Source organism: Rhizobium sp. 0TCS1.26 (genome assembly GCF_050455525.1).
In the GTDB taxonomy this organism is placed as follows: Bacteria; Pseudomonadota; Alphaproteobacteria; order Rhizobiales; family Rhizobiaceae; genus Neorhizobium.
This window is the reverse complement of record NZ_JBCIYV010000002.1, coordinates 661,056-686,353: the sequence shown is the minus strand read 5'-3', so window position 1 is coordinate 686,353 and position 25,298 is coordinate 661,056. Positions and strand designations below refer to the sequence as shown.

28 protein-coding genes and 1 pseudogene are annotated in these 25,298 nt (G+C 64.3%); 16 read left to right on the top strand and 13 right to left on the bottom strand.

Features of this window, described 5'->3' with window-relative positions:
* Nucleotides 1–48 precede the first annotated feature (48 nt).
* The 5 genes from AAIH46_RS10515 to AAIH46_RS10495 all read right to left on the bottom strand — a co-directional run bounded on the left by AAIH46_RS10515 (nt 49) and on the right by AAIH46_RS10495 (nt 4,106).
* The gene (locus AAIH46_RS10515) at nt 49–675 is read right to left on the bottom strand and encodes a PRC-barrel domain-containing protein (RefSeq protein WP_430305807.1); all 627 of its coding nucleotides are present in this window, start codon (nt 673–675) and stop codon (nt 49–51) included.
* Between the two features lie 203 nt (nt 676–878).
* Complete coding sequence (locus AAIH46_RS10510; RefSeq protein ID WP_430305806.1) at nt 879–1,766, bottom strand: SMP-30/gluconolactonase/LRE family protein; 888 nt, start codon at nt 1,764–1,766, stop codon at nt 879–881.
* Nucleotides 1,763–2,401 carry a 2-dehydro-3-deoxy-6-phosphogalactonate aldolase gene (locus tag AAIH46_RS10505; protein WP_430305805.1) on the bottom strand — a complete coding sequence of 213 codons (639 nt, stop codon included), beginning with the start codon at nt 2,399–2,401 and terminating at the stop codon, nt 1,763–1,765. Before AAIH46_RS10505 ends, AAIH46_RS10510 begins: the two co-directional genes overlap by 4 nt.
* Nucleotides 2,398–3,333 (bottom strand): 2-dehydro-3-deoxygalactonokinase, encoded by a 936-nt coding sequence (locus AAIH46_RS10500; protein WP_430305804.1) that lies wholly within the window; start codon nt 3,331–3,333, stop codon nt 2,398–2,400. The genes AAIH46_RS10505 and AAIH46_RS10500 overlap by 4 nt, the downstream gene beginning before the upstream one ends.
* Nucleotides 3,333–4,106, bottom strand: a complete 774-nt coding sequence (locus tag AAIH46_RS10495; RefSeq protein WP_430305803.1) for an SDR family NAD(P)-dependent oxidoreductase — start codon at nt 4,104–4,106, stop codon at nt 3,333–3,335. Before AAIH46_RS10495 ends, AAIH46_RS10500 begins: the two co-directional genes overlap by 1 nt.
* 102 nt (nt 4,107–4,208) lie before the next feature.
* Between AAIH46_RS10495 and AAIH46_RS10490 the strand changes: the two genes are divergently transcribed.
* The 11 genes from AAIH46_RS10490 to AAIH46_RS10440 all read left to right on the top strand — a co-directional run bounded on the left by AAIH46_RS10490 (nt 4,209) and on the right by AAIH46_RS10440 (nt 14,688).
* The gene (locus tag AAIH46_RS10490; protein WP_430305802.1) at nt 4,209–5,066 is read left to right on the top strand and encodes an IclR family transcriptional regulator; all 858 of its coding nucleotides are present in this window, start codon (nt 4,209–4,211) and stop codon (nt 5,064–5,066) included.
* Nucleotides 5,067–5,232: 166 nt separating this feature from the next.
* Nucleotides 5,233–5,964: a helix-turn-helix transcriptional regulator gene (locus AAIH46_RS10485; RefSeq protein WP_430305801.1), complete on the top strand. Its 732-nt coding sequence runs from the start codon at nt 5,233–5,235 to the stop codon at nt 5,962–5,964.
* 342 nt (nt 5,965–6,306) lie between these two features.
* On the top strand, nt 6,307–7,461 hold the full coding sequence (gene apbC / locus AAIH46_RS10480) for an iron-sulfur cluster carrier protein ApbC (RefSeq protein WP_430305800.1): 1,155 nt from the start codon (nt 6,307–6,309) through the stop codon (nt 7,459–7,461).
* Between the two features lie 143 nt (nt 7,462–7,604).
* On the top strand, nt 7,605–8,576 hold the full coding sequence (locus AAIH46_RS10475) for a magnesium transporter CorA family protein (RefSeq protein WP_430305799.1): 972 nt from the start codon (nt 7,605–7,607) through the stop codon (nt 8,574–8,576).
* 16 nt (nt 8,577–8,592) lie between these two features.
* A complete protein-coding gene (locus AAIH46_RS10470; protein ID WP_430305798.1) occupies nt 8,593–10,506 on the top strand; it encodes a potassium transporter Kup in 1,914 nt (637 codons plus the stop codon).
* 95 nt (nt 10,507–10,601) lie between these two features.
* Nucleotides 10,602–11,801 (top strand): cell wall hydrolase, encoded by a 1,200-nt coding sequence (locus AAIH46_RS10465; protein ID WP_430305797.1) that lies wholly within the window; start codon nt 10,602–10,604, stop codon nt 11,799–11,801.
* A gap of 233 nt (nt 11,802–12,034) precedes the next feature.
* Nucleotides 12,035–12,391, top strand: a complete 357-nt coding sequence (locus AAIH46_RS10460) for an AtpZ/AtpI family protein (RefSeq protein ID WP_430305796.1) — start codon at nt 12,035–12,037, stop codon at nt 12,389–12,391.
* 68 nt (nt 12,392–12,459) lie between these two features.
* Entirely contained in the window at nt 12,460–13,212 is a 753-nt protein-coding gene (locus AAIH46_RS10455; protein ID WP_430305795.1) for a F0F1 ATP synthase subunit A, read from the top strand.
* A 66-nt stretch (nt 13,213–13,278) separates the two neighbouring features.
* Nucleotides 13,279–13,506, top strand: a complete 228-nt coding sequence (locus tag AAIH46_RS10450) for a F0F1 ATP synthase subunit C (protein WP_088680620.1) — start codon at nt 13,279–13,281, stop codon at nt 13,504–13,506.
* Between the two features lie 79 nt (nt 13,507–13,585).
* The gene (locus AAIH46_RS10445; RefSeq protein ID WP_430305794.1) at nt 13,586–14,197 is read left to right on the top strand and encodes a F0F1 ATP synthase subunit B; all 612 of its coding nucleotides are present in this window, start codon (nt 13,586–13,588) and stop codon (nt 14,195–14,197) included.
* A 5-nt stretch (nt 14,198–14,202) separates the two neighbouring features.
* On the top strand, nt 14,203–14,688 hold the full coding sequence (locus tag AAIH46_RS10440) for a F0F1 ATP synthase subunit B (RefSeq protein WP_430305793.1): 486 nt from the start codon (nt 14,203–14,205) through the stop codon (nt 14,686–14,688).
* Between the two features lie 259 nt (nt 14,689–14,947).
* On the opposite strand, the gene AAIH46_RS10435 is transcribed toward AAIH46_RS10440, so the two are convergent.
* A complete protein-coding gene (locus AAIH46_RS10435; RefSeq protein WP_430305792.1) occupies nt 14,948–15,601 on the bottom strand; it encodes a ribonuclease HII in 654 nt (217 codons plus the stop codon).
* 279 nt (nt 15,602–15,880) lie between these two features.
* Nucleotides 15,881–17,038 carry a PA0069 family radical SAM protein gene (locus AAIH46_RS10430; RefSeq protein WP_430305791.1) on the bottom strand — a complete coding sequence of 386 codons (1,158 nt, stop codon included), beginning with the start codon at nt 17,036–17,038 and terminating at the stop codon, nt 15,881–15,883.
* A 133-nt stretch (nt 17,039–17,171) separates the two neighbouring features.
* On the opposite strand from AAIH46_RS10430, the gene AAIH46_RS10425 reads away from it, so the two are divergent.
* Entirely contained in the window at nt 17,172–17,684 is a 513-nt protein-coding gene (locus tag AAIH46_RS10425; protein WP_430305790.1) for a glycosyl transferase, read from the top strand.
* A 19-nt stretch (nt 17,685–17,703) separates the two neighbouring features.
* Here AAIH46_RS10425 and moaB read toward each other — a convergent pair whose 3' ends face one another.
* The 4 genes and pseudogenes from moaB to AAIH46_RS10405 all read right to left on the bottom strand — a co-directional run bounded on the left by moaB (nt 17,704) and on the right by AAIH46_RS10405 (nt 22,326).
* On the bottom strand, nt 17,704–18,255 hold the full coding sequence (moaB, locus tag AAIH46_RS10420; RefSeq protein ID WP_430305789.1) for a molybdenum cofactor biosynthesis protein B: 552 nt from the start codon (nt 18,253–18,255) through the stop codon (nt 17,704–17,706).
* On the bottom strand, nt 18,252–19,133 hold the full coding sequence (locus AAIH46_RS10415) for a 4-(cytidine 5'-diphospho)-2-C-methyl-D-erythritol kinase (protein WP_430305788.1): 882 nt from the start codon (nt 19,131–19,133) through the stop codon (nt 18,252–18,254). The genes moaB and AAIH46_RS10415 overlap by 4 nt, the downstream gene beginning before the upstream one ends.
* A gap of 174 nt (nt 19,134–19,307) precedes the next feature.
* A pseudogene (locus AAIH46_RS10410) lies at nt 19,308–21,167 on the bottom strand (tetratricopeptide repeat protein); the annotation flags it as partial.
* A gap of 142 nt (nt 21,168–21,309) precedes the next feature.
* Nucleotides 21,310–22,326: a polyprenyl synthetase family protein gene (locus tag AAIH46_RS10405; RefSeq protein WP_430305787.1), complete on the bottom strand. Its 1,017-nt coding sequence runs from the start codon at nt 22,324–22,326 to the stop codon at nt 21,310–21,312.
* 105 nt (nt 22,327–22,431) lie between these two features.
* Here AAIH46_RS10405 and AAIH46_RS10400 point away from each other — a divergent pair, with 105 nt between their 5' ends.
* The 4 genes from AAIH46_RS10400 (at nt 22,432) to AAIH46_RS10385 (ending at nt 24,608) form a co-directional block, all read left to right on the top strand.
* A complete protein-coding gene (locus AAIH46_RS10400) occupies nt 22,432–22,662 on the top strand; it encodes a DUF2007 domain-containing protein (RefSeq protein WP_430305786.1) in 231 nt (76 codons plus the stop codon).
* Nucleotides 22,663–22,669: 7 nt separating this feature from the next.
* Nucleotides 22,670–23,440, top strand: coding sequence for a tRNA1(Val) (adenine(37)-N6)-methyltransferase (locus AAIH46_RS10395; RefSeq protein ID WP_430305785.1), 771 nt, complete (start codon nt 22,670–22,672; stop codon nt 23,438–23,440).
* A gap of 86 nt (nt 23,441–23,526) precedes the next feature.
* Nucleotides 23,527–24,396, top strand: a complete 870-nt coding sequence (locus tag AAIH46_RS10390; RefSeq protein ID WP_430305784.1) for a S49 family peptidase — start codon at nt 23,527–23,529, stop codon at nt 24,394–24,396.
* A 17-nt stretch (nt 24,397–24,413) separates the two neighbouring features.
* A complete protein-coding gene (locus AAIH46_RS10385; RefSeq protein ID WP_430305783.1) occupies nt 24,414–24,608 on the top strand; it encodes a hypothetical protein in 195 nt (64 codons plus the stop codon).
* Between the two features lie 7 nt (nt 24,609–24,615).
* Here the strand turns inward: AAIH46_RS10385 and AAIH46_RS10380 are convergent, their stop codons facing one another.
* Nucleotides 24,616–24,930 carry a type II toxin-antitoxin system RelE/ParE family toxin gene (locus AAIH46_RS10380; RefSeq protein WP_430305782.1) on the bottom strand — a complete coding sequence of 105 codons (315 nt, stop codon included), beginning with the start codon at nt 24,928–24,930 and terminating at the stop codon, nt 24,616–24,618.
* A complete protein-coding gene (locus AAIH46_RS10375; RefSeq protein WP_430305781.1) occupies nt 24,930–25,217 on the bottom strand; it encodes a hypothetical protein in 288 nt (95 codons plus the stop codon). Before AAIH46_RS10375 ends, AAIH46_RS10380 begins: the two co-directional genes overlap by 1 nt.
* Nucleotides 25,218–25,298 lie beyond the last annotated feature (81 nt).

Below are 25,298 nucleotides of genomic sequence, written 5' to 3'. Positions count from 1 at the left end.
ACCGCCCCCAGTCGAGACGACAGCGCGTCCCTCGTTCCAGCGGCTAGCTTACGGCTTGGCCTGCGTCGACGGGGTCGTTGCGCTGCCGGCCGGAGCTGTCGTACCAGCGCCGGTGGTCGACGACGTGGTCGTGCCGTCGGTCGCACCGTTCGAGCGAGCAGCAGCCTGCTGGTCGTCCAGCGTCTGGAATTCCGGAGCGGACTTCAAGGCTTCGGCGGTTTCGGTCGTCGTCAGGCGGACGTCCTGGTTTTCCGCATCGCGGCTCATGGTGACCTTGCTCATCGGCAGGGCGACGTTCTTTTCGCCAATGCCGAGGAAGCCGCCTACGCCGACCACAACAGCGGCGATACCGCCGTTCTGCTCGATGATGATGTCGTTGACGTCACCGATGCTGTTGTTTTCGCCGTTGTAGATGGCCTTGCCGATATAGTCGTTGGCGCTCATCTGGGTTTCGCTCTGCTGCGTCAGGTATTCACCCGAGGCGGCGCCCATCGTTGCGGCACCCGACTGCGAACCCATCGAGCCGGAGGCGGGCGGCGTAACCGTGTCGGTCTGTGCGCCCGGCGTGGCCGGGGTCGCCGGAGCGGCATTATTGGTCTGTGCAAACGCCGGCGCGATCGCCGTGGAAGCCATCAGAACTGCAGCTGCTGCCATAGTGCTCAGTGTCTTCTTCATAACGAATCTACCTTCTTGTCTCGTGTCTTTCGGAAGCGCGGCTGCGGGTCTTTTTAGGACCGCCACCGCACCGGTTCCGTTGAGACAATGCGGGTCGACAAGGATGGTTCCTAAGGCATTTGTGAAAAAAATAGGCAAAAATGCCAAAGCATTTTCACCTATCACAACGCGTTTGCCGCGATTTTCGTCAGCCGCTCTTTCGTCTAGAGCACGAAGCAAGGCTCCAGCCGACCGGCAACGTCGATGCCGAGATCGAAGGTGAACCCGGCCTGCGGATCCTCGGCGCGCTCCTTGTCGCTCGCGCCCTCGAAGGCGGTCGTTACCAGCATCCGGCGTCCGCCGGCGCCAAAGAAGGCCGGGCATGTGGTGCGCTTTGCCGGGACCTGGTAGCGCGCCAGATGACGTCCGTCGGCATCGTAGCGATCGACGGCGCCTTCCCCCCAGCGGGCGTTCCAGATCGCCCCATCGGCATCGCAGACCGCGCCATCGGCACCGCCCGGTCGGTCGCTGGTATCGAGGAACAGGGCGGCGTCGCCCGTCGGAAGCCCGGTCGCCGGGTCGAGCGGCAGGCGCATGATCCGGTTCACCGCGGTATCGGTGTAGTAGCCGGCCTTGCCGTCGGGCGAGAAGCAGATGGCGTTGGGGATGCTGACGCCGGTGACGATGCGCGTCACGCTGCCTTTCGCGACGTGGTAGATCGAGCCGGCCCCGGTCTGCGCCTTCAGCCCCATCGTGCCCAGCCACAGCGCGCCCGAGGGGTGGACGCGCCCGTCGTTGGAGCGGTTGCCCATATGGGCAGGCTCAAGCTCCAGGTATCGCTCGAAGGCTCCGGTCCGGCTGTCGCGGATCATCAGCCCCTGGTCGGATGCCATGAGCTGTCGGTCGCCGTCGATGCGTGCGAGAACGCTCGCCTTGAACGGCAGCGCATGCACCTTGACGTCGCCGGTGGAGACCGAAAGCTCATGCAGTTCCCGCCCCAGGATGTTGAACCACCAGACCGTGTCGGTCTGCGGGTCGTAGGTCGGCCCTTCACCGAGCTCGCAAGCCGTCGAGGACAGCACGCTGCCCTGAAAAGCAACCGTCTCCGTCATGCCGCCGCTCCCGTGGCGCGGTCGTAGGCGGTAATCGTGATGCGCGCACGCTCAGTAACGTCGGCAGCGCTCATGCCTGGCTTGTAGAGGCTGGAGCCAAGACCGAAGGCGGTGATGCCGCCTTTGACATATTCCTCGAAGTTGACTTCCGAGACGCCGCCGACCGCAGCGATCACGAGATCCTTCGGCAGCACCGCCCGAATGGCGTTGATGCCGGCGGCACCCAGTGCATTGGCGGGGAAGAACTTGAGGCCGGTTGCGCCGGCGCGCGCCGCGGCAAGCGCTTCGGTGGCGGTAAAGCAGCCGGGAAGGGTGACCATGCCCTTGGCGGCGGCCGCTTCGATGACCGCCGGCTCGACGTTGGGGCTGACCATCAGCCGACCCCCCGCCGCTTCCAGCGAGGCAACGTTTTCGACCGTCAGCACCGTACCGGCGCCGATCAGGCAATTGTCCGGCGCCATCTTCGCGGCGATCTCGATCGAGCGGAACGGGTCGGGCGAATTCAGCGGGATCTCGATCGCGGTAAAGCCGGTCTCGATCAGGCCGCCGACGACGGCCTGCGTTTCCTCGGGCTTCAGGCCGCGCAGGATGGCGACCAGCGGCCGCTGCATGGTGGGGAAGGGGATGCGGGTCATGGCGTGGCTTTCGCAGTGCTGAAGAAAAGGGAATGGGCTGCCGTCGCAAGCCCCTGTCGAACGGCAAGATCGGCGTCCACCGTCTCGAAGGCAAGCCCTGCCGTCTCGAGCGCGGCCTCATAAAGGCCCTGCAGCCGTCCGGAAGCCACCAGCCGGATCGTCGCGCTCCGGTCGGCCATGGTCAGGCCGCCGGCGATCTCGGTGCCGATCAGGATGCCTGACAGCCGTGCCGCCGCGCCGGTGGCATCGAGCCCGTGCAGAAGCTGGCCCGAGCGGGCAGTGAAAATGAGGTTGCTGATCATCGCCGGCCGGGCACAGGCGGCCTTGACGGCGGCCCGGAAGGCGGGATGGCTGCCGTCGAAAGGTTCGGCGCCGTCGACGGCGTGCTTCAGGATCGACTGCTTCGACAGGACGTCGAAGACTTCGCCGGTCATGAACGAGGAGAAGCTGGTGACGGTCGATCCGGAAACGGCCACCCATTTCGAATGGGTGCCGGGCATGCATACCAGGTTTTCGCCGGCGGCGCTGTCCGACAACGAGCCGAGCAGCTGGGTCTCCTCGCCGCGCATGACGTCTGGCGTGTCGACGCTCCGCTGGGCGATGCCCGGCAGGATGCGGATGTCGCGCGCGACGCCGGGAACGCGGACCGCCCCTTGGGCGACCGCCGACAGCTGTGCCGGCACGTCGATATAGCCGGCCTCGACCCAGCCCTGGCGCGCCCCGGCCATGCCGCAGATGACGACGGGGAGCGTGTCAGGCGCCGAAACGGCCGCCAGATGCGCGTCGAGAACCGCGCCGAAGCCGATGCCGGCGGCGCTCGTCATGCCTTCGCCGCTGCGCCTTTCGGCGAGCACCGCATTCTCGGCATCCATGAGCCATAGCCTGAAGCTGGAGGTTCCCCAGTCCACGGCGACGTAGGCGGGCTGCGCCATCAAAGTACTCCTCCATCGACAGTTATCCATTGTGCCGTCATGCCGGCCGAGGCGCGCGACGCGAGAAACAGGCAAGGCCCGACCATGTCCTCGGCGCTCAGGCTGCGTTTCAGGCATTGCCGGTCGATCATCGCGCGCATGCTTTCGTCGGTGAGCCACAAGCGCTTCTGCCGCTCCGTCACCACCATGCCGGGCAGGATGGCGTTGACGCGGACGTTGTCCGGGCCGAGCTTCCCCGCGAGGCTTTTGGTGAGGCCGAGAACGGCGGCCTTTGCCGTCGTATAGCTCGGCATGCTGCCACTGTTGAGCATGAACGAGATCGACGACAGGTTGACGATCGCGCCGTTGCCGTCGCGGGTCAGATGCGGGGCTGCCGCCTGCGCGGCAAAGAACATCTGCTTCAGATTGATCGCCTGGTTGTCGTCCCAGTACTCTTCGGTGACCTCGAGAAGCTCGTGTCGATCGTCCCAGCCGGCATTGTTGACGAGCACGCCGAGACCGCCCAGCCGGTTCGCGGCCTCCTCGACTGCCGCGCGAACGGCGCTCGTCTGCTTGAGGTCTGCCTTCAGGTAATGAACGGGATGGCGGGCGGTGGCGGAGAGGTCCTCGACCAGCGCCAGGCTCGGCTCGTCGGCGACGTCGATGAACGCCACCTTGGCGCCCTGCAGGGCAAAGGCCCGGGTAAAGGCAGCGCCGATACCGGATCCGCCGCCGGTGATCAGCACGCCGCGGTCTGCAAGATCGGCGAAGTTAAAGCTGCTGTGATCGCTCATGGAATTTCCGCTAGTTCCAATATGTGGAACTCAGTTTGACTATCTGGAATAGACGCCGTATCGTGGCGCGCTGTCAAGGTCTCGCACGCGAAGGCGCACCGCATGTCACCCCCTTCGAGCGCCGGCTCCGGCCCCACCCAACATGCCGAACCCGGTTCCGTTCCGGTTGCGCGAAGCGACGAAAAAGACAGCGTCGCCGGCACGGGAACCCTCGGCAAGGCGATTGCGGTGCTCGATCTGGTGGCTGGCGCCGACCAGCCGCTGCGCTTCGGCGACCTGCTGCGGATCGCCGGCCAGCCGCGGGGCAGCCTGCATCGCCAGTTGCGCCATCTCGTGGCGGAGGGGCTGCTCGACGTGGCGCCGGATGGCAGCTACTCGCCGGGCCTTCGGCTGCTCGCCTTTGCCTCCAAGGCCTGGTCGCGCAATTCGGTGCGCCAGATTGCCGAACCGCATCTGCACCGGCTGCAGGAGATGACCGGCGAGACCATTCATTTCGGCGTCCTGCGGGGCGTCGACGTCGTCTATCTCGACAAGCTCGAAAGTCGCCAGGCGGTGCGCATGCACTCGCAGGTCGGCAACAACGCGCCGATCTATTGCACCGGCGTCGGCAAGGCGGCGCTCGCCAGCCTGGATCCCGACGTTCGTGCCGAGCTCATTGACCGGCTGACGTTCCGCAGCTTTACGCCGGAGACTCTGGCCGATGCCGCGGGACTGAACGCCGCTATCGAGGAAACCGCCAGCCGCGGCTATGCCCTGGATTGGGAGGAGCATCAGCCGGGCATCCGTTGCGTCGCGGCATCCATCCGCGTCGACGCACAAGGCTTCGTCGGCGGCGTCTCGGTCACCGCGCCGGCCTTCCGCGCCGACGGCGCGCAGTTGCAGGCCTGGTCGGTGCCGTTGCGTACCGCCGCCGCCGCAATCAGCCGGGATGTGGAATGCGGACTGGGCCCACGCCGCTAGATAGGTTGTCTGACGACTGTCAATTGTGAGGGAGGGTTTCGCACAGCAGGCAACGACATCGAAAGCTGATATTGTCTCCGCTTAACGAGCTCGAAGGCGGGCTTTCCGGAGACGTCGCGGGTTGATGCGGGAGGCGTTGCCGCCGTCAATTGATTGATCGAACAGCATGGACTTGCATACCTTCAGGGACACCCGTCTGCGGCTGTCCGAATCCGTTGCCGAAATCGCTCGTCTCGATACCCACTTTGATATCTTCCGCTTCATGCGCCGGCTCTCCGATGCCTATGGCTTTCGCGCTTTCATGGTGCTGCCGATCCCGCCTCTCACGGTCAATGTGCTGTCCGGCAACACGATTATCACCAACTGGCCGTCCGAACTGCTTGCTCTTTTCGACGAGCGTCAGCTGCTGCAGAACAGCCCCGTGGCGCGGCGTCTGCGGCAGTCGACGCTGCCGTTCGCCCTCAGCAGTGGCGAACTGGCGAAGGAACGCGGCGATACGTCGGCGCAGGAGATCTTCAACCGCTTCGGCATGGACAACTGCGTCTACTTCCCGGTCCATGATCCTGCCGGAAACCGCTGCGCGATCGGCTATTGCGGCAACGATGTCAGCCTCACCAGCCAGCAGACGCTGGAGCTGATGTACATCTCCATGCATGTCTTCGAGCGTCTGACGATGATCGGCTCCAGCGACAGCAAGCCCGCCGAGACACTCAGCCAGCGCGAGTTCGACTGTCTGAACTGGACGGCTGCCGGCAAGACGAGCGTCGAGATAGCCAGCATACTCGACCTCTCCGAGCACACGGTGAACCATTACCTGAACCGGGCAACGAAGAAACTGGACGCCGTCAACCGCACTCAGGCGGTTGCCAAGGCCCTGCGGCGCGGCCTGATCAAGTAACCAATTCGCCCGTTTCTTTCGCTGCGCCGCACAAGATTTCAGCATCCGGAGGCTTCAAGGTCCAAAATCCTATGGATTGGAGCCTGCAAACCGGCTTTGTTACAGTTGGCATGCATCCTGCATTGCTTCCCGTAGGTCCAGAGGGGCTGAAAGCGCACCAAGAGGCGCGACTGAACGGAAAAGCCGTCGGCAGGACCCATGCGCGTCGAAAGACCGCGGCAGGCTCCCGCCGGCGGCTTAATACTTGTTGCTCCCGCCGCCGCGCACCACCTATAAGTCCGACCGAAAACGCGCGACGGCTTGCCGCCCGCGTCATGCCGTTGATGCAATGGGAGATGGGTCATGGCCGAGGTAACGTCGGACGTAACGAAGGAAATGGTGATCGAGACGCTGCGCCGCGTCCGCGGTCCCGACCTTGAGGGCGACATCGTTTCCCGCAACATGGTCTCCGACGTTTTCATCGCCGACTCCAAGGTCTACTTCTCGATCACGGTGCCGTCCGATCGGGCGAAGGAACTCGAACCCTTGCGTGAAGCGGCCGAACGCTCGGTCAAGGCGATGCCGGGCGTCAAGGGCGCGCTAGTCACCCTGACGGCCGACCGCAAGGCCGGCGCCGCGCCGCAGACCCCGCCGTCGCCTCCGGCTGCCAAAGCCGGCGCTCCGCAGGCGCCGGGCCACGGCCACCGTCCGCAAAAGGTCGGCGTCCCGGGCGTCAAGTCGATCATCGCGGTGGCCTCCGGCAAGGGCGGCGTCGGCAAGTCGACGACCGCCGTCAACCTGGCGCTGGCGATGCTGGCTAACGGCCTCAAGGTCGGCATCCTGGATTCCGACATCTACGGCCCCTCGGTGCCGCGGCTTCTGAATATTTCCGGTCGCCCGCAGCAGATTGACAACCGGATCATCGTGCCGATGGAAAACTATGGCCTGAAGGCCATGTCCATGGGCTTCCTGGTGGACGAGGAAGCGGCGATGATCTGGCGGGGACCGATGGTCCAGTCGGCCATCCTGCAGATGCTGCGCGAAGTGGCCTGGGGCGATCTCGACGTGCTGATCGTCGACATGCCGCCCGGCACCGGCGATGCGCAGCTGACGATGGCTCAGCAGGTTCCTCTGGCCGGCGCAGTGATTGTCTCGACCCCGCAGGATCTGGCGCTGATCGACGCCCGCAAGGGCATCGCGATGTTCCGCAAGGTCGAGGTGCCGCTGCTCGGCATCATCGAGAACATGAGCTACTTCCTCGCCCCGGACACCGGCAACCGCTACGACATTTTCGGCCATGGCGGCGCGAAAGCCGAGGCGGAGCGGATCGGCGTCCCCTTCCTCGGCGAGGTACCGCTGACCATGGACATCCGCGAACGCTCCGATGCGGGTACGCCGGTCGTCGTCTCCGACCCCGAAAGTGCGTCCGCGCTCATCTACCGCGAGATCGCCGCCAAGGTGTGGGAAGAATTGACGGGACGCAAGCAAAGAGCCGCTCCAAGCATTGTCTTTGATTAACCGCTTCCCGTGTCGCCCGAAGGCTCCGCTTGCTTTCTGACGTTACTGGTCTTATAGGCGCTCCTCGCTTGGACGAGGGAACTGAACTGTAGCCTTGGCGTTCAAATGTGCCGGTAAGTCGGGCGCCGGCGCGGAGACGTAGATTGATCAATGCCTATCGCTCCAACGGCTCGGTAACGGCTCTGACGCCGGCCGCATCCCTGACCCATTTGCCTGATGACATCGTCTGGATCGACCTCATCGATCCGAGCCCGGACGAAGACCATTACGTCGAAAGCCTGCTGGGGATCGACGTGCCCACCCGCGACGAGCTGAAGGATATCGAGCCGTCGAGCCGGCTCTATGTCGAGCACGGCTCGGTGTTCATGACCGCCTCGCTCGTGTGGCGCGCCGAAAGCAATACACCGCGGCTGACCGATGTCGCCTTCATCCTCGTCAACGATCGGCTGCTGACGGTTCGCTATGCGGATCCGAAGTCGTTCGGCCTGTTCATCGCAGCGCTCGGCCGCGCGCCGGAAGACAACGGCAATGGCCGCTCGCTGCTTGCCCATCTGCTGGAGACCATCGCCGATCGCACGGCGGAAATCCTCGAGCAGGCGATCGCCCGCATCGATCATCTGTCCACCGACATCTTCCGCGACCGCGAGACCCGTCGTCCGCCGAAGTTCCTGGAAGCCAAGCTGGCGGATATCGCCGAGTGTCACCGGCTGATCGGCAAGGTGCGCGACAGCCTGGGATCGCTGTCGCGGATGCTGACCTTCCTGATGAATACGCAGGCGATCACCTGCGACCCCGGCTTGAGCAGCCTGTGCAGCACGGTGGCTCGCGATATCGCAACGCTGTCCGAACATGCCGGCTTCGTCGCTGCCAACATCTCGTTCCTGCTCGACGCCTCGCTCGGCCTCATCAATGTCGAGCAGAACGCCATCATCAAGATCTTCTCGATCGCCTCCGTCGTCTTCCTGCCGCCGACGCTCGTTGCATCCATCTATGGCATGAACTTCGCCCATATGCCGGAACTCGGCTGGACCCTCGGTTATCCGCTGGCGCTCTGCGTCATGATCCTGTCGGCCGTGGTCCCCTTCTTTTTCTTCCGCTGGAAAGGCTGGCTCTAAAAGGCCAGATCACCGGATGTCGCACGCACATGAAGAACAGGTTGAAGATACGCGCAGCCTGAAGCAGTTTCTCGGCTTGGCTCTCGGATCGGTCGGCGTCGTCTACGGCGATATCGGCACGAGTCCGCTCTACGCGTTCCGCGAGGCCCTGCGGCCCGTCGCCTCCGATGGCGTCACCCAGGCGGAGATCATCGGCATCATCTCGCTGATGATCTGGACCCTGACGATCATCGTCACGCTCAAATACGTGCTCTTCCTGCTGCGCGCCGATAACGACGGCGAGGGCGGCACGCTGTCGCTGCTCGCAATGCTGATGAAGAGCGCGCGCGGCAACCGCAAGATCCTGATGTTTCTCGGCCTGATCGGCGCTGCGCTGTTTCTCGGCGACGCGATGATCACGCCGGCGCTTTCGGTGCTGTCGGCGGTCGAGGGCCTGAAGCTCGTCACCCCCGCCCTGGACGATGCGATCCTGCCGATCTCCATCGTCATCCTCATCGGGCTGTTCGCCATCCAGTCGCAGGGCACCGGGCTCGTTGCCCGCTTCTTCGGGCCGATCACCGCCGTCTGGTTCCTTGCCATGGGGGCGGCAGGCGTCGCCCACATCTTCGACGATCCGTCGATCTTCCTCGCCTTCAACCCGATGTATGCCGTCAACTTCCTGATCCAGGAGCAGTATGTCGGCATCGTCGTGCTCGGGGCGGTCTTCCTGACGGTCACCGGTGCCGAGGCGCTCTATGCCGACCTCGGCCATTTCGGCCGCCGGCCGATCCAGTGGGCCTGGCTGGTCGTCGTCTTCCCGGCGCTGACGCTCAACTATCTTGGCCAGGGGGCGCTCGTCCTCAAGCACCCGGAGGCCATGGGCAACCCATTCTTCCTGATGTTTCCGTCCTGGGCGCTGCTGCCGATGGTGCTGCTGGCAACCGCCGCGACGATCATCGCAAGCCAGGCGGTCATCACCGGCGCCTTCTCGCTGGTCCGCCAGGCGATCCATCTCGGCTACCTGCCGCGCATGGAGATCCTCTTCACCTCCGAGACCAATACCGGGCAGATCTTCCTGCCGGCCGTCAACACGCTGCTGCTCGTCGGCGTACTGGCGCTGGTGCTCGGCTTCGAAAGCTCCGATGCGCTGGCGACCGCCTACGGGATCTCGGTCACCGGGGCGATGGTCGTCACCACGCTGATGGCCTACGAATTTGCCCGTTCGCGCTGGCGCTGGCCGCGCGGCGTCGCGCTCGTCGTGCTCGCGCCGCTGCTGCTGCTCGAACTCGTCTTCCTCGGCGCCAACCTGTTGAAGATCCACGACGGCGGCTACGTGCCGGTCATGATGGCGATCGCCTTTACCGTGATCATGTGGACCTGGCGGCGTGGCACCGGCATTCTCGCCGAAAAGACCCGCCGCATCGACGTGCCGCTGTCGACGTTCGCCACCTCCATCGAGAAATCGATCGACCGCAAGAGCGCCCATGCCCCGGTCAACGTCTCCGGCACCGCGATCTTCCTCACCAGCGACCCGGAATCGGCGCCGGCAGCGCTGATGCACAACATCAAGCACAATCACGTGCTGCACGAGAAGAACGTCATCCTGACCATCCGCACCGTCAACAAGCCGCGGGTGTCGGTGGAGAACTCGTTCACGATCACCAAGCTGACAGACCGCTTCACGCTGATCGAGCTGCGCTTCGGCTTCATGCAGTCGCAGAACGTCTCGCAGGCGCTGGGCTACCTGCGCAAATGCGGCGTGAAGTTCGACATCATGTCGACCTCCTTCTACCTCGGCCGCCGCAAGCTGGTGCCGGATGCTGAATCCGGCATGCCGATGTGGCAGGACCGGCTGTTCATCGGCCTTGCGAACGCTGCCATCGACCCGTCGGACTACTTCCACCTGCCGGCCAACCGCGTCGTCGAACTCGGTTCGCACGTCATCATCTGACGCCCGCAAAGCGCGGCGAGCACCTCGACCAGGGACGGTTGGCGCCGCCGCGTTAACCGTCCATTTAGGTTAATATTAGATTGTTTGCTCCAACGATGTGTGCGTGTGGAGTTGCGGTTGTGCGTTCGAAGATCATTCAGCGTAAGCCCCTGGCCTTGATGGACCAGTGGGCGTCCCCGGCCATCTTCGGCCTTGCCGCATGGCTTGTCTTTCCCACCATCCCCGCCCAGGGCGATCTGGCGGACCTGCTGGCCGGCTTCGACCGGGCCGGCACGCAGTGGCGGATGGTGATGACCAATTCTCCGGCAGGCTCGCTGCACGCGGCCGAACTGGCGTTTCCCGCCGGCGAGGCCCGACTGGTTGCCGGTGCCGGCATGACGCTGCCCGACGGCCGCAAGATCGCCTTCACGCCGCCGCAGAAGAACGAAGATCAGTCGCCGGACGAAGCCCGCGTCAACCGCGACGGCAAGCGCGGCCGTGTCATGGCGGTCGAGCCGATGCAGCCGCCCAAGGCGTTTTCCGCCGGGTCCGTGTTGCAGCGGCAGAGTTCCCTGCTGGCGCCGGTGAACGAGGAGGACGATCGCGTCGCCTTCGTCAAGGCGCCGAAGCCGGACGAGCAGGTCGAACTGGCGGCCTTCTACTTCCGCCGCGACGAGACAAGCCCGGACAGCGACGTGTCGCCGATGCTGGCGAGCCTCATCACCAACCAGAAAGCCGATGTGCTGGCGACCGCCTATGCTCCGGCCAAACCCGATTTTGCCCGCCAGTCACCGTTCGATGCCATCCTGAACGACAAGGCTGACAGCGAGGCCGGCCGCTTCGTGCCCGAAATCGGCCCCGAGGACCATGCCTGGGCCGCAACGCCGCTGCCAGCTGAGGTGTTTTCCGCTGCCGAACAGCAGTGCCTGGCGTCCGGCATCTATTTCGAAGCCCGCGGCGAATCGGCCAAGGGGCAGGCCGCCGTCGCCCAGGTGATCCTCAATCGCGTCCGCAATCCCACCTATCCGAAGACCATCTGCGGCGTCGTCTACCAGAACGAAGACTGGCGCAACCGCTGCCAGTTCTCGTTTGCCTGCGACAACATCAAGGACCGAATCCGCTCGCAAGAGCACTGGGCCATGGCCCGCGAGGTGGGAATGGCCGTCACCGCCGGCAAGATCTGGCTGCCGGAAGTCGGCTCTGCCACCCACTATCACGCCGTCTATGTGCGCCCCAAGTGGGCCCGCACCATGCACAAGGTCGGCCGCATCGGCCTGCATGTCTTCTACCGCACCTACGGCGGCGGCTGGAGCTGAACCGCAGCGATTCCCGCGCAAACCTGTCGCAGGCTCGCGTCTCAACAGGCTAACCCCTTGACCTGCATGGTTTAATTAGTTCTGGATGAGCATCGCGCGGTGCCTTGACTATGCGAACGCGCAAAACTATGGTGCGGCCGACTTCAAAACGGGCCGGAAGGCGCTATTTTCAGGGCTTCGAGAGAGGCTTGGGCCGGGGCGGCCCGGGCAGGCGAGGGGCCGGGGGATAGACCATGACGGACGACCGCGAAGATAGTCTGGAGCAGCGCCGGAACAAGCTTTCAGCCGAGTTGGCGGGACGCAAGAAAGGCGAGGCGGCGGAGCGAGTGAGGGAGGCGCAGTCCGAGGAAAGCCGTAAAGGCATGGCTCTCGGCCTGAAAATCTCTTCCGAATTCATCGCGGCTGTGGCAGTAGGCGCCATGCTCGGTTATCTGATCGACCGTTTTGCCGGCAGCGCGCCCTGGGGGATGATCATTCTTCTCCTTCTCGGATTTGCTGCCGGTGTACTGAATGTGCTCCGTGCCGTCGGCATGGTCGCCAAGCCGGCGCCTCTCCAGGCGCCCGACCGTGACGGTCCGGCCGGCGACTGAAGGGCGGAGCGCCTGGGTTAGGAATTTCCGTCCTCGCGGCGGGTATAAGGTAGAAAGAAGGTAGACCGGTGGCCAACGATCCGACCCATCAGTTCCAGATCTCGAAGATCGTCCCGATTGAGATCGCTGGTATGGACTTCTCGTTCACCAATGCGTCGCTGTTCATGGTGGCAACCGTCGCCGTCGCAGCCGGCTTCCTGTACTTCTCCACGGCCAATCGCGGCCTGATCCCCGGCCGTTCGCAGTCGGTTGCGGAAATGTCGTATGAATTCATCGCCTCGATGCTGCGCGAAGGCGCCGGCAGCCACGGCATGAAGTTCTTCCCGCTGGTCTTCACGCTGTTCATGTTCGTGCTGACCGCCAACCTGCTCGGCATGTTCCCGTACTTCTTCACCGTCACCAGCCAGATCATCGTCACCTTCGCGCTGGCGCTGCTCGTCATCGGCACGGTTCTCGTCTACGGCTTCTACAAGCACGGCTTCAGCTTCCTGAAGGTATTTGTGCCGCAGGGCGTGCCGGGCGTGCTTCTGCCGCTGGTCGTGACGATCGAAATCATCTCCTTCCTGTCCCGTCCGATTTCGCTGTCGGTTCGTCTCTTCGCCAACATGCTGGCGGGACACATCACGCTGAAGGTGTTCGCAGGCTTCGTCGCCTCGCTTGGAACCCTTGGCGCACTCGGAATCGGTGGCGCGATCCTGCCCCTGATCATGACGGTCGCTTTGACCGGTCTCGAATTCCTCGTAGCCTTCCTGCAGGCCTACGTCTTTGCGGTACTGACTTGCATGTACCTCAACGACGCAGTCCATCCGGGCGGCCACTGAGGAGCGACATTGGCGTATTGAAGCGTCAGTCATCCGCCGCAACAACCCATTCTAAGGAGCATTCACATGGAAGCGGAAGCAGCAAAGTACATCGGCGCAGGTCTGGCTTGCTTTGGCATGGCCGGCACGGCCCTCGGCCTCGGCAACATCTTCGGCAACTACCTGTCGGGCGCCCTGCGCAACCCGTCGGCTGCTGACAGCCAGTTCGGCCGTCTGGTATTCGGCTTCGCCGTTACGGAAGCTCTGGGCATCTTCTCGCTGCTCGTTGCTCTCCTCCTGCTGTTCGCCGTCTAATCACGGCTGACGAATTGGGATCACGGCCGCACCTTCGCGCGCGCGCCGTGATCCTTCGTATCGAATACCCCTGGAGGTGATGATGTTCGTGACACCGGCATACGCGCAGGAAGGCGCGCCGGCCAATGGCGAGACGCACGGAGCCGCTGGCACCGTGCACACGGAAACCGGTGTGGCTCCTGGCGAGCACGGCACCGGCATTTTTCCGCCGTTTGACCAGTCGACCTACCCGTCGCAGTTGCTGTGGCTGGTCATCACCTTCGGTCTCTTCTATCTGGTCATGCAGAAGGTGATCGTGCCGCGCATCGGTGGCATCCTCGAGCACCGCCACGACCGGATCGCACAGGATCTCGACGAAGCATCGCGCCTCAAGGCTGAAGCCGACGCCGCTGTCGAAACCTATGAAAAGGAACTCGCGGCTGCCCGCGCCAAGGCCGGCACCATCGCCGACACGGCACGTGACGCAGCCAAGACGAAGGCTTCTGCCGACCGCGCCGCGATCGAAGCGGAGCTTGCCGAAAAGCTTGCCGCTGCCGAAGCCCGCATCGCCGAGATCAAGGCCAGCGCCTTTGCCGAAGTCGGTGCCATTGCCGAGGATACCGCAAGCGCCATCGTCGACCAGCTGATCGGCCCCAAGGCCTCGGCCGATGACGTCAAGGCTGCGGTTGCGGCTGCCAAAGTGGAGGCCTGATCGCCATGGCTTTTGATGCAACATTCTTCGCCCTTGTCGGCCTGGTGCTGTTCCTGGCACTGATTGCCTATCTCAAGGTGCCGGCAATGATGACCAAGGCGCTCGACAAGCGCGCCGACAACATCCGTGACGAGCTGGATCAGGCCAAGCGTCTTCGCGAGGAAGCCCAGGCGCTGCTCGCCGAATACCAGCGCAAGCGCAAGGAAGCCGAAGCGGAGGCTGCCGATATCCTGGCCGCCGCCCAGCGCGAAGCTGCCATGCTGACGGAAGAAGCCCGCCAGAAGACCGAGGAATTCGTTGCACGCCGCAATGCTCTCTCGGAACAGAAGATCCGCCAGGCGGAAACCGACGCGATCGGTGCCGTGCGTTCGGCGGCCGTCGATCTGGCGATCGCTGCGGCCGAGAAGGTAATTGCCGCCAAGGCAGATGCCGCGACGCAGAACGCCCTTTTCGATAAGTCGATGGCGCAGGTGAAGACCCGCCTCAACTGATCGCTCCAAGCGTTCACCTCATTCGAAAGGCCGGCTTGTCCGGCCTTTTTTGCGTTTGCAGGATAGCGGCCGTGGCCGATCAGGCGGTGCAGACGGGAAAGAGGGGCTGTCGGCAAACTCATCCTTGCTTGTCGAAGGCATCAGCCTGGACGGCTCGTCAGAGCAACGCTGGCGCCCGGGGTTTCCCAACGCGATGGCGAATCCTTGCAACAGGGATCACGCGACCATCGGCGCTGAACCAGGTCGAGGGCAGGGGAAATCAGTCCTTGCGCAGGGGCCGAAAGCTCATGCGGTGCAGGCCACACGGGCCGGTGGTGTCGATCGCCGTGCGATGCTGCGCCGTCGCATAGCCGGCATGGCTGTCGAAGCCGTAGGCCGGGTAGACGAGATGCGCTCGGGTCATCATTCGGTCGCGGGTGACCTTGGCGATGATAGAGGCAGCGGCGATCGATACCGATCGTGCATCGCCCTGGATGACCGCCTTGGCGCCACAGGCAAGCCCCGGCGGGATATCGCGGCCGTCGGTCAGCACATAGGCCGGAGCGGTGCAGAGGCCGGCAACGGCCCGACGCATGGCATCGAGGCTCGCCCGCAGGATGTTGCGCTGATCGATCAGCGCCGGTCCGGAGCTGGCAATCGATACATGCGCAAAGGTGATGATCTCCTCGAACAGCCGCTCGCGCTGCCTGGCCGTCAGCTGCTTGGAATCGTTGAGGCCGTCCGGAATGTTGTCTGGATCGAGAATGACGGCTGCCGCCACCACCGGACCGGCGAGCGGTCCGCGCCCGGCTTCGTCCGTTCCGGCGACCGGCCAGTGTCCGGCAGCACGGGCGGCAAGCTCCAGGCTGAAATCCGGCGCCAGCGGCGGCGCATCGAACAGGCTCGGAGAATCGGGTGGCGTGCGTTTCAACATGCGGCATTCATTCGCACGCACACCCGATCTCCTGCAAGCCCCGGCCAAAGCGCTGAGTGCGGCATCGCTTTTCCGCCCAAGGGGGACAGGGCGGTCCGGGGTACCGGCACGGATGAGGCGGTGGGGACCGTGCCGGAACTTTTCTGGAGGCGCACCGGCGTCGATCAACGCGGCCCAACCTCCGAAGTCGATAAAGCAGCGCGGGATTGCCAGGCGGTGTCATGCCGCTCAGGATCTCGCTGACTGCCAGGTCGTGGCGCCTGTCGCCACGGCCGATCTCTAGAGCAGCGACAGCTGCACGCCGGCGCCGTCCGGCCGGACGAACAGGTCGTCGCGCAGCATCACGCCCCGCCGACCGAGCCCCAGGCGCTTGGTCGCCAGCTCGAAGCGGCGGGAAATCTGCCAGGCATAGGGACCGGCACCCTTCATCCGCTTGCCGAACTCGGCGTCATAATCCTTGCCGCCGCGCATCGAGCGCACCAGCGACATCACGTGCCGGTAGCGATCCGGATAGTTGCGCAGCAGCCAGTCGCGAAACAGCGGGCTGACCTCGAGCGGCAGCCGCAGCAGCACGTAGCTCGCTTCCGTGGCACCCGCCGCCTTGGCGGCGTCGAGGATCCGCTCCATCTCGTGGTCGTTGAGCGCCGGGATGACGGGAGCCACCAGCACGCTGGTCGGAATGCCGGCATCGGTCAGCGCCTTTACGGCCTCCAGCCGCAGCGCCGGCGTCGATGCGCGCGGTTCCATCGAGCGGGCAAGCTTGCGGTCGAGCGTCGTCACCGACAGCGCCACCTTGGCCAGCCCCTTGGCAGCCATCGGCCCCAGAATATCTATGTCGCGCATGACCAGTGCCGACTTGGTGACGATCATCACCGGATGGTTCGCCTTGGCGAGCACCTCCAGCAGCTGCCGCATCACCCGCCACTCCTTCTCGATCGGCTGATAAGGGTCGGTATTGGTGCCGATGGCGATCGTCCGAACCTTGTAGCCGTCCTTGCTCAGTTCGCGTTCGAGAAGCCGCGGCGCATCGGGCTTGGCAAACAGCTTGGCTTCGAAATCCAGGCCTGCGGACAGCCCCATATAGCTGTGGGTCGGCCGGGCAAAACAATAGATGCAGCCATGCTCGCAGCCGCGATAGGGATTGATCGAGCGGTCGAAGGGAATATCGGGAGATTCGTTGCGGGTGATCGCGGTGCGCGGCTTCTCGATCTGCACCTCGGTCTTGAACGGCTCGAGATCCTCCAGCGTCTGCCAACCGTCGTCAAACCCTTCGCGACGCTGGTCCTCGAAGCGTCCACTGGGGTTGAGCCCGGCACCACGTCCGCGGCGGCGATCGACGTCTACCCGCAGGCCGGATGTTTCCACCAGCGCATCGGCAATATCGGCCGTATGGGCAGGCGCAAATGCGCCCTGCCGCAACTGAGACATCTCAATCATGTGGGAACTCCTGCGCTGGACGTCGCGTCCAACCCGACACGATTCCTAGCCGCGAAAAGAGAACAATGCAAGAACAAAATGCCGAGGCGCGGGAGCTGTGGATATTGCTGTTGCGATGCGGTAAGCATGCGGCATGCTCACGGTGATCATCGAATGTCGCGACCAGGAGACCGAACTGGCCCAGACCCTGTCTGTGCTCGTGGCTGGCGCCGTGGAAGGACTAGTCGGCGATGTGGCAGTCCTCGATCGCGGCGCGAAGGATGCTTCGGCGCGGATCGCCGATGCGGCCGGATGCCGCTATCATGCGGACGAAGAGCTGCGCGACGTGCTTCTGGCGGCCCGTGGCGAATGGTTGCTGCTGATCGAGCCCGGTGCCCGTCCGCAGCCCGGCTGGATCGACGAGATCGCCGAGCATATCTCACTCGACGGCCGACCGGCGCGCTTTTCGCCGTCGCGCAATTACCGCCCGTCGCTGCTGCGGCGCCTGTTCCAGCGCCTGCCGCCGCTGGAGAACGGCATGCTGATCGACCGAAAGCGGGCACTTGCCAAGGTGCGCGATGGAATGTCGCTCAGCGATCTGGCACGCGGTGAAAAGGCGCTACGACTGGTCAGCGAGATGGTGCCGGCCTGGGCGGCGCGCAGCTGAGATCGCCGTCCGTGACGGCTTATTGCGTGCCACCGCGCCGCAGATGTTCGTCCAGCCGCGGCATGATCTCCACGAAATTGCAGGGCATGTGGCGGTAGTCGAGCTGCGCCTGCAGGATGCCGTCCCAGGCGTCCTTGCAGGCTCCGGGCGACCCCGGCAGGACGAAGATGAAGGTGGCGTTGGCAACTCCGCCCGTGGCGCGTGATTGGATCGTCGAGGTGCCGATCTTGTCGTAGGAGATCCGGTGGAACACCTCGGAAAAGCCGTCCATCCGCTTTTCGAAAAGCGGCTCCAGCGCCTCCGGCGTCACATCGCGGCCGGTAAAGCCGGTCCCGCCGGTGGTGATCACCACGTCGATGTCGTCGCGCAGCGTCCACTCTCTCACTTGCTCGGCGATCTGCGCCTTGTCGTCCTGCACAATAGCCCGGGTGATCAGCCTGTGCCCTGCCGTTTCGATCCGCTGCACCAGTGTGTCGCCGGACTTGTCGTCTGCAGTTGTGCGGGTGTCGGACACGGTCAGCACTGCGATCCCGACGGGGAGGAAGGGGCGGCTCTCGTCGATCCGGCTCATGGCGTCTCTCCGGCAAGTGTTTCTGTCGCCTGGATATAGGCACCGGGATGCGCGGCTGCCAGCCGTGCTGCTGCAGCCTCTGCGTGGAGCATGTCCGGATAGATGCCGAAGCAGGTGGCGCCGGAGCCCGACATCCGGGCAAGCAGCGCACCGCTCTCCTCCAGCAGCCGGCACGTCTCGGCGATCTCGGGTACCAGATCCTGCGCTGGCGCCGCCAGATCGTTGCGCAGGGTCTTGAGAAAAGCGATCCAGTCGCCAAGATCTGTTGAGCTGGGAAGAGGGGGGATCGGCGGGTTGTCGCGCCGCGTCAGGAACCGGAAAACACCCGGCGTCGAGACGGCGATCAGCGGATTGACCAGAACCATGGCGAAGGCCGGCAGGGCAACCGACGACAACTGCTCGCCGATGCCGCGCACCATGGCTGGCCGGCCGGCCAGGCACATGGGAACGTCGGCGCCGAGCGACAGCGCCAAGTCCGAGAGGTGGGGTTCCGGCAGCGTCGCGTTCCACACGCGCATCAGCCCGCGCAGTGCCGCGGCGGCATCCGCCGATCCGCCACCGATGCCGGAGGCGACGGGAAGCGCCTTTGCAAGCGTGATGCGCACTGGCGGTGCGGCCTGGCCGGCATCGGTCAGCCACTGCCGCAGCCGGTCACGCGCCCTTAGCACCAGGTTCCCAGGCTCATCGGCGAGGCCTGAAGCAAACCGTCCGGACAGCAGAAACTGGTCTTCGGTCGCGGCAGCGAAGGACAGGTCGTCGCCGTGGCCGGCAAAGGTCACCAGGCTGTCCAGCAGGTGGTAGCCGTCGGCACGCCGGCCCGTCACATGCAGCGCGAGGTTGATCTTCGCGCCTGCCTTCTCGACGACCTGTTCGCCCATGCCTCAGTTGCCGGTGGCCGGAATCTTCAGCACCTGGCCGGGGTGGAGCCGGTTGGGATTGCGCTTCAGCTCCGGATTAATCTCGATGATCTCCTTGGCCCGGTCGCCGTCACCCAGCGCGTCATTGGCGATCTTCCACAGCGTGTCGCCATCGCCGACCGTATAGGTGGCCGGCTCGGCAGGCGGCTTTGCGGTGGGCGCTTCGGCGGCGGGAGCTTCGGCGGCAGCGGGCGCGGCTGGAACGGTGGCGGCAGGCGTTGCCATGGCCGTCTGCACCGGCGGCGGTCCGGCATCTGCCAGGCCATCGCGGATCTTCTGCTCGATCTTCGGAACATCGGTCAATTCCGGCTTCATGGTCAGCGCCCGCTGCCACTGGTAGGTGGCCTCCAGCCTGCGGCCAACCCGCCAGTAGGCATCGCCCAGATGGTCGTTGATCGTCACGTCGCCGGCGCGAAGCTGCACGGCGCGCTCCAGTTCCGTCACCGCATCGTCGTAGCGACCAAGCCGGTAATAGGCCCAGCCGAGCGAATCGACGATGTAGCCGTCGTCCGGACGCAGCTCGACGGCCTTGCGGATCATCGCCAAGCCTTCTTCCAGGTTGCGGTCCATGTCGACCCAGGAATAGCCGAGGTAGTTCAGCACCTGCGGCTGTTCGGGATTGAGCTCCAGCGCCTTGCGGAAGCTTGGCTCGGCCTTGTCCCACTCCTTCAGGCGCTCATAGGCGATGCCGCGCTGGAAGAATACCGACCAGTCGGATGCCTGCGGCACCGGGCCGATTACTTCGACCGCCTTGTCGTAGGTCTTTGCCATCTCGGCATAGTCCTTGGCATCGGAAAGCACGCTGCCATAGGCGATGTAGCTGCGGATATCGCTCGGATCGGATTCGATCAGCTTGCGCAGGTGCTCGCGCGCCGCATCCACTTCGCCCGTCTGGGCAAGCGTCAGGCCGAGCTGTAGCTCGGAGATCCGGCGCATCGGCGAGCCTTCCGGAACCCGGCCGTAAAGCTCGATCGCCTGCTTCGGCTGTTCCAGCTTTTCGGCGATGCCGCCGAGCAGGATCAGCGTATCGGCGCTCTGCGGATCGAGTGCATGGGAGATCTGCAGGTAGAGCGACACCATTTCCTCGGCGCCCTGGCGGTTCAGCGCGCTGCCAATGGCAAACAGCACGCCGGCTGCCCCTTGGGTTGCCGTCGTCACCTGCTGCTCGGGCTTCTCACCCTTTTCGATGCTCTGGCGCAGCGCCTTCAGCGGCGCGTAGTTGGAGATCAGCCGCTCGGCGACCGAGATCGCGTCCAGCGCCTTCTGCTTGTTGCCCTGCGATGCTTCGAGCCGGGCGAGCGCCATCACCGCTCTCATGAAGGTGTCGGGCGTGGTGGCGACGGCTTCCTGGTTGGTGATCGCAGTGGTCAGGTGGGTACGCGCCAGCTGCGCGTCGCCGGCAACCAGTGCCATGGCGCCCATGTGGTATTCGGTAAACACCTTGAACCAGTCGGGGCCCTTGAGGCTCTTCAGCGACTTGACGGCGTCGGCACCCTTGCCTGCGCCGACTTTCGCCCAACCGATCAGCAACGCATGCGTCAGCCGGTCGAGATCGTTGGCGCCCTTGTAGGCGAGGATCTTCTCGGCATTGGCATTGTCGTTCTTGCGGATAGCATCGAGCCCGCGGACGATCGTCGTCACCCGCTCCACCGCGTCGTCATCCTTCAGCGCCTCGACATGCCTGAGGCTCTCGTCGAACTGGCCGTTCATCAGCAGCGAAATCATCAGCCGCTCGCGGATGTCGATATTGGCGGGCTCGAACTGCAGCGCCTTCTCGTAGAGTGCGATGGCGGTCGAATAGTCGTGGTCGACATCCGCCGTGCGGGCGGCGAGGAAAGCGCCGGAAAAGGTATTCACCTTTTCGGAGGAGAAGATCGGCGCCTCGGTGACCGGCTTGTCCTGCGCGGCGGCTGGCTGGAGCGCTGCGGATGCCAGGATAAGAGCTGCCCCGAACGTCGCGCTGGATAGCAGACGAAGGGCGAATTTCTGCCGCATGAAGGTGCCTCTCATGAAAAGCTGAGGGCGGCCCTGTGGCCGCCATGAATCCTGCGCCGATGATTCACCATAGAATGGCTTTTTTGGAGCAGGTCCGCAAGAATCTGAAGGCGGCGGCAGAGCGGCTTTCGCCGCTCCGTCGTCAGTTTACGCGCTCGATGCAGAAATCGATGACTTCCATCAGCGCCGCCTTGTGGGCGGAGGCCGGAAGCGGCGACAGCGCGTCGCGGGCAATGGCGCCGTAATGCTTGGCGCGGGCAATCGTATCGGACAGGCCGTTGTAGCGCGTGATCAGCCCGAGCGCCCGCTCGAGGTTCGCGTCGCTGCTCTCGCTCTGTTCGATGGCCGTCTTCCAGAACGCCCGGTCTTCTTCGCTTCCCCGGCGATACGAGAGGATGACCGGCAGGGTGATCTTGCCCTCGCGGAAGTCGTCGCCGACGTTCTTGCCGAGATCGGCTGCCTTGCCGCCATAGTCCAGCGCGTCGTCGACCAGCTGGAAGGCAAGGCCGAGGTTCATGCCGTAGGATTTCAGCGCCGCACGGGTAGCCCGGTCCGTACCGGCGATGATCGGCCCGACTTCGGCGGCGGCGGCAAACAGGGCCGCCGTCTTGGCACGGATGACCGACAGATAGTCGTCTTCCGTCGTCTCCATGTTCTTGGCGACGGAAAGCTGCAGCACTTCGCCCTCGGCAATCACCGAGGCGGCCGTCGCCAGCACGTCGAGCGCGTCGAGCGAGCCGACCTCGACCATCATCTTGAACGCCTGGCCGAGCAGGAAATCGCCGACCAGCACGCTTGCCTGGTTGCCCCAGATCATCCGGGCGGTCGACTTGCCGCGCCTGAGGTCGCTCTCGTCGACTACGTCGTCGTGCAGCAGCGTCGCCGTGTGCATGAATTCGACGCTGGTGGCGAGCTTGATGTGGCCTTCGCCGGAATAGCCGAACATCTCCGCCGAGGCGAGCGTCAGCATCGGCCGCAGGCGCTTGCCACCCGACGAAATCAGGTGGTTGGCGACTTCCGGAATCATCTGTACGTCGGAACCGGCTTTTGACAGGATAAGCTGGTTCACCCTGTCCATGTCCGCCTTGGTCAGGTCGACCAGGGGTTGGACGGATGCCTGCTTGCTTTTGCCCTCTTCGAGCGGAATAACGACGCCCAACGATCCGGCCTCCTGTTCAAGTTTTGCGGCGGACAATAGAAAGGGGCGTTGGCTGCGGCAAGTGCCAATGTTCCTCATGACCGACAATTGAAGTGGTTCGACGCAATGAAAGAATTGATCCGCACAAACAATGCGGTGGTCCTGTCCTTCGCGACGAGCCTTCTCAAGGATGCCGGCATCCATTGCCTGGTGGCTGACCAATCGATGAGCATCCTCGAAGGTTCCCTGGGCCTTTTGCCGCAGCGGCTGCTGGTGGAGGCCGAGCGGTACGACGAGGCACGGCGGCTGATGACCGATGCCGGCCTGGCGGCCGAGCTTCGGGACGGTGACGAGTAGCACGCCAATGACCGACACGATCGACGCCTTCCACCGCGGACGCTTCCATCTGCTGCAGCCGAAGGACGGCGGTCATCGCGCCGGCATGGATGCGATGCTGCTGGCATCGCTGGTGACCGGTGAGGGTGCGATACGCGTGGCGGACCTCGGCGCAGGTGCCGGCGCTGCGGGTCTCGGCGTGGCCGCCCGTCTCGACGCGGCGCAGGTGACGCTGGTCGAGCGTTCTCCGCTGATGGCCGGCTATGCGCGACGGACGCTGGAACTCGCTGAGAATGCTGTATTGCGCCCGCGGGCAAAGGTGGTGGAGGCGGACGTGACGCTGCGCGGAAAGGCGCGTATGGAGGCGGGCCTGCCCGACAATGCCTTCGATCACGTGATCATGAACCCGCCATTCAACGACAGCCGCGACCGCACGACGCCGGACGAGCTGAAGGCGCAGGCGCATGCGATGACCGAAAACCTGTTCGACAGCTGGATCCGCACCGCCGCTGCCATCATGGTGCCCGGCGGGCAGCTGTCGTTGATCGCCCGGCCGCAATCGGTGGCCGAGATCATCGCCGCCTGCGGCAACCGGTTCGGCGGGTTGGAACTGACGGCCATCCACCCGCGCCCCGGCGAAAGCGCCATTCGTCTTCTGGTGACGGCGATCAAGGGATCGCGCTCGCGCCTCGCAATACGGGCCCCGCTTTTCATGCACGATGGTGCCGGCCACCCATTCACCCAACAGGTCGACGATCTCAACAACGGCCGCGCCGCCTACCACCGCGAAGGCCGCTGAATGACGCGGAATTTATGGCGTCTGCCATTGCGCCGGCTCCACCGCAGCTTACATCTCCGCAAGAACCTATTGAAACAGGAGATGAAATGGCTGGGATGTTGAAGCGGCTCTTGCCGAAACGACTGCGCAAGGAAGGGCTGACGATTCCGGTCGTGCGGCTGCATGGCGCGATCATGACAGGCGGCAGCCAGCTTCGTCCGGCGCTCAATCTCGCAACCTCTGCAGGAGCCCTCGAAAAGGCCTTCTCCAAGAAGGACGCTCCGGTCGTTGCCATCTCGATCAACTCGCCGGGTGGCTCGCCGGTCCAGTCGCGGCTGATCTACCAGCGCATCCGGGCGCTTGCCGAAGAGAAGAACAAGCGTGTGCTGATCTTCGTCGAGGACGTCGCGGCTTCGGGCGGCTACATGATCGCGCTTGCCGGCGACGAGATCTTCGTCGACGCGACCTCGATCGTCGGGTCGATCGGCGTGGTATCCGGCGGTTTCGGTTTCCCCGAGCTGTTGAAGAAGGCCGGCGTCGAGCGCCGCGTCTACACCTCCGGCGAAAACAAGGTCATCCTCGATCCATTCCAGCCGGAAAAGCAGTCGGATATCGAATATCTGAAGACGCTGCAGCTGGAGATCCACAAGGTCTTCATCGACATGGTGAAGACCCGCCGCGGCGAGCGCCTGGCGGATGATGCGACGATCTTTTCCGGCCTGTTCTGGACCGGTCTGCGCGGCGTCGAGCTCGGCCTTGTCGACGGCGCCGGCGAGATGCGCGACGTGCTGAAGCGGCGTTTCGGACCGCAGACGAAGCTCGAACTGGTCGGCGGCGCCCGCAGTCTGCTCGGCCGGCGGCTGCCGAGCATCCTCGGCGGCGGAATGGACAACGCTGCCGAACTTGCCGTGTCGGCCGCCACCGGGCTTGCTGCAAGCCTGGAAGAACGGGCATTGTGGAGCCGTTACGGGCTCTGACACCTGGGAGGGGGAACATGGCGCAGCTTCTGTTTCTGGCGGTGCTCATCGGCGGCGGTTGGTATCTCTACCGCCGCTTCATTTCCGATGCGCAGAAGCTCGCGCACCGGCGCCGGCAGGAAGAGCGAGAGCAGCAGACCGGTGCCATGGGAACCCTGGAAAAGGATCCGGCGACCGGCGAATATCGCGTCAGGAAGAGCGACGAGGAGTGACACCCACTCACTGTCTCTCCTTTACCCTCGCGTTCCAGTCGCTGCCTGCATAGCTTATGCCTATGATGAATATGGTGCGGGTCTCGTCATCGACTGTGAAGCAGACGACGGCCTTTTCTGCCACAGGGATGGCGCGCAGTCCGGGTCTCAGCTCTTCACGAAGCGAGCCAATCTTAGGATCGTCTGCCAGTCGAGAGATAAACTCCGTTATCTGTTCGACCTTCGCCTTGCCCGCCGCAAGGCCTGCGTATGACGCGATATAGTCGGTAATCTCCAGCAGGTCCCTTTCGATGAGCCTGTGCCGGATAATGCCATATCGCATCAGCGGCCTTGGTACTTGTCGTCGAGCTTCGCCTTGATCCGGTTCGCCAGCGCTTCACCATCCCAAGGGATGAAATCTTCCCGAGGTCCATCCAGCCTTCGGCGGATCTCGCCGCCCATGCGGGTCACCGCATCGTTCTGTTCCGGCGTGAGTTCGTCCGCGCGTATCAACTCGTCGATGCCGGCCTCGACGACCTTGTCGATCGATGGAAACTGGCCATCCTCGACGAGCTTCTCCGCGTGGCGAAGATAGCGGTCCGACAGCGTGATCGTGTTCTTGACGTTCATGATCGTAGTCCCGGTGCTCAGGCGACAGGCATAGCACGAATTCCCGATCGAGGCAGGGGGCGGACGCACCGGCTGCATAAA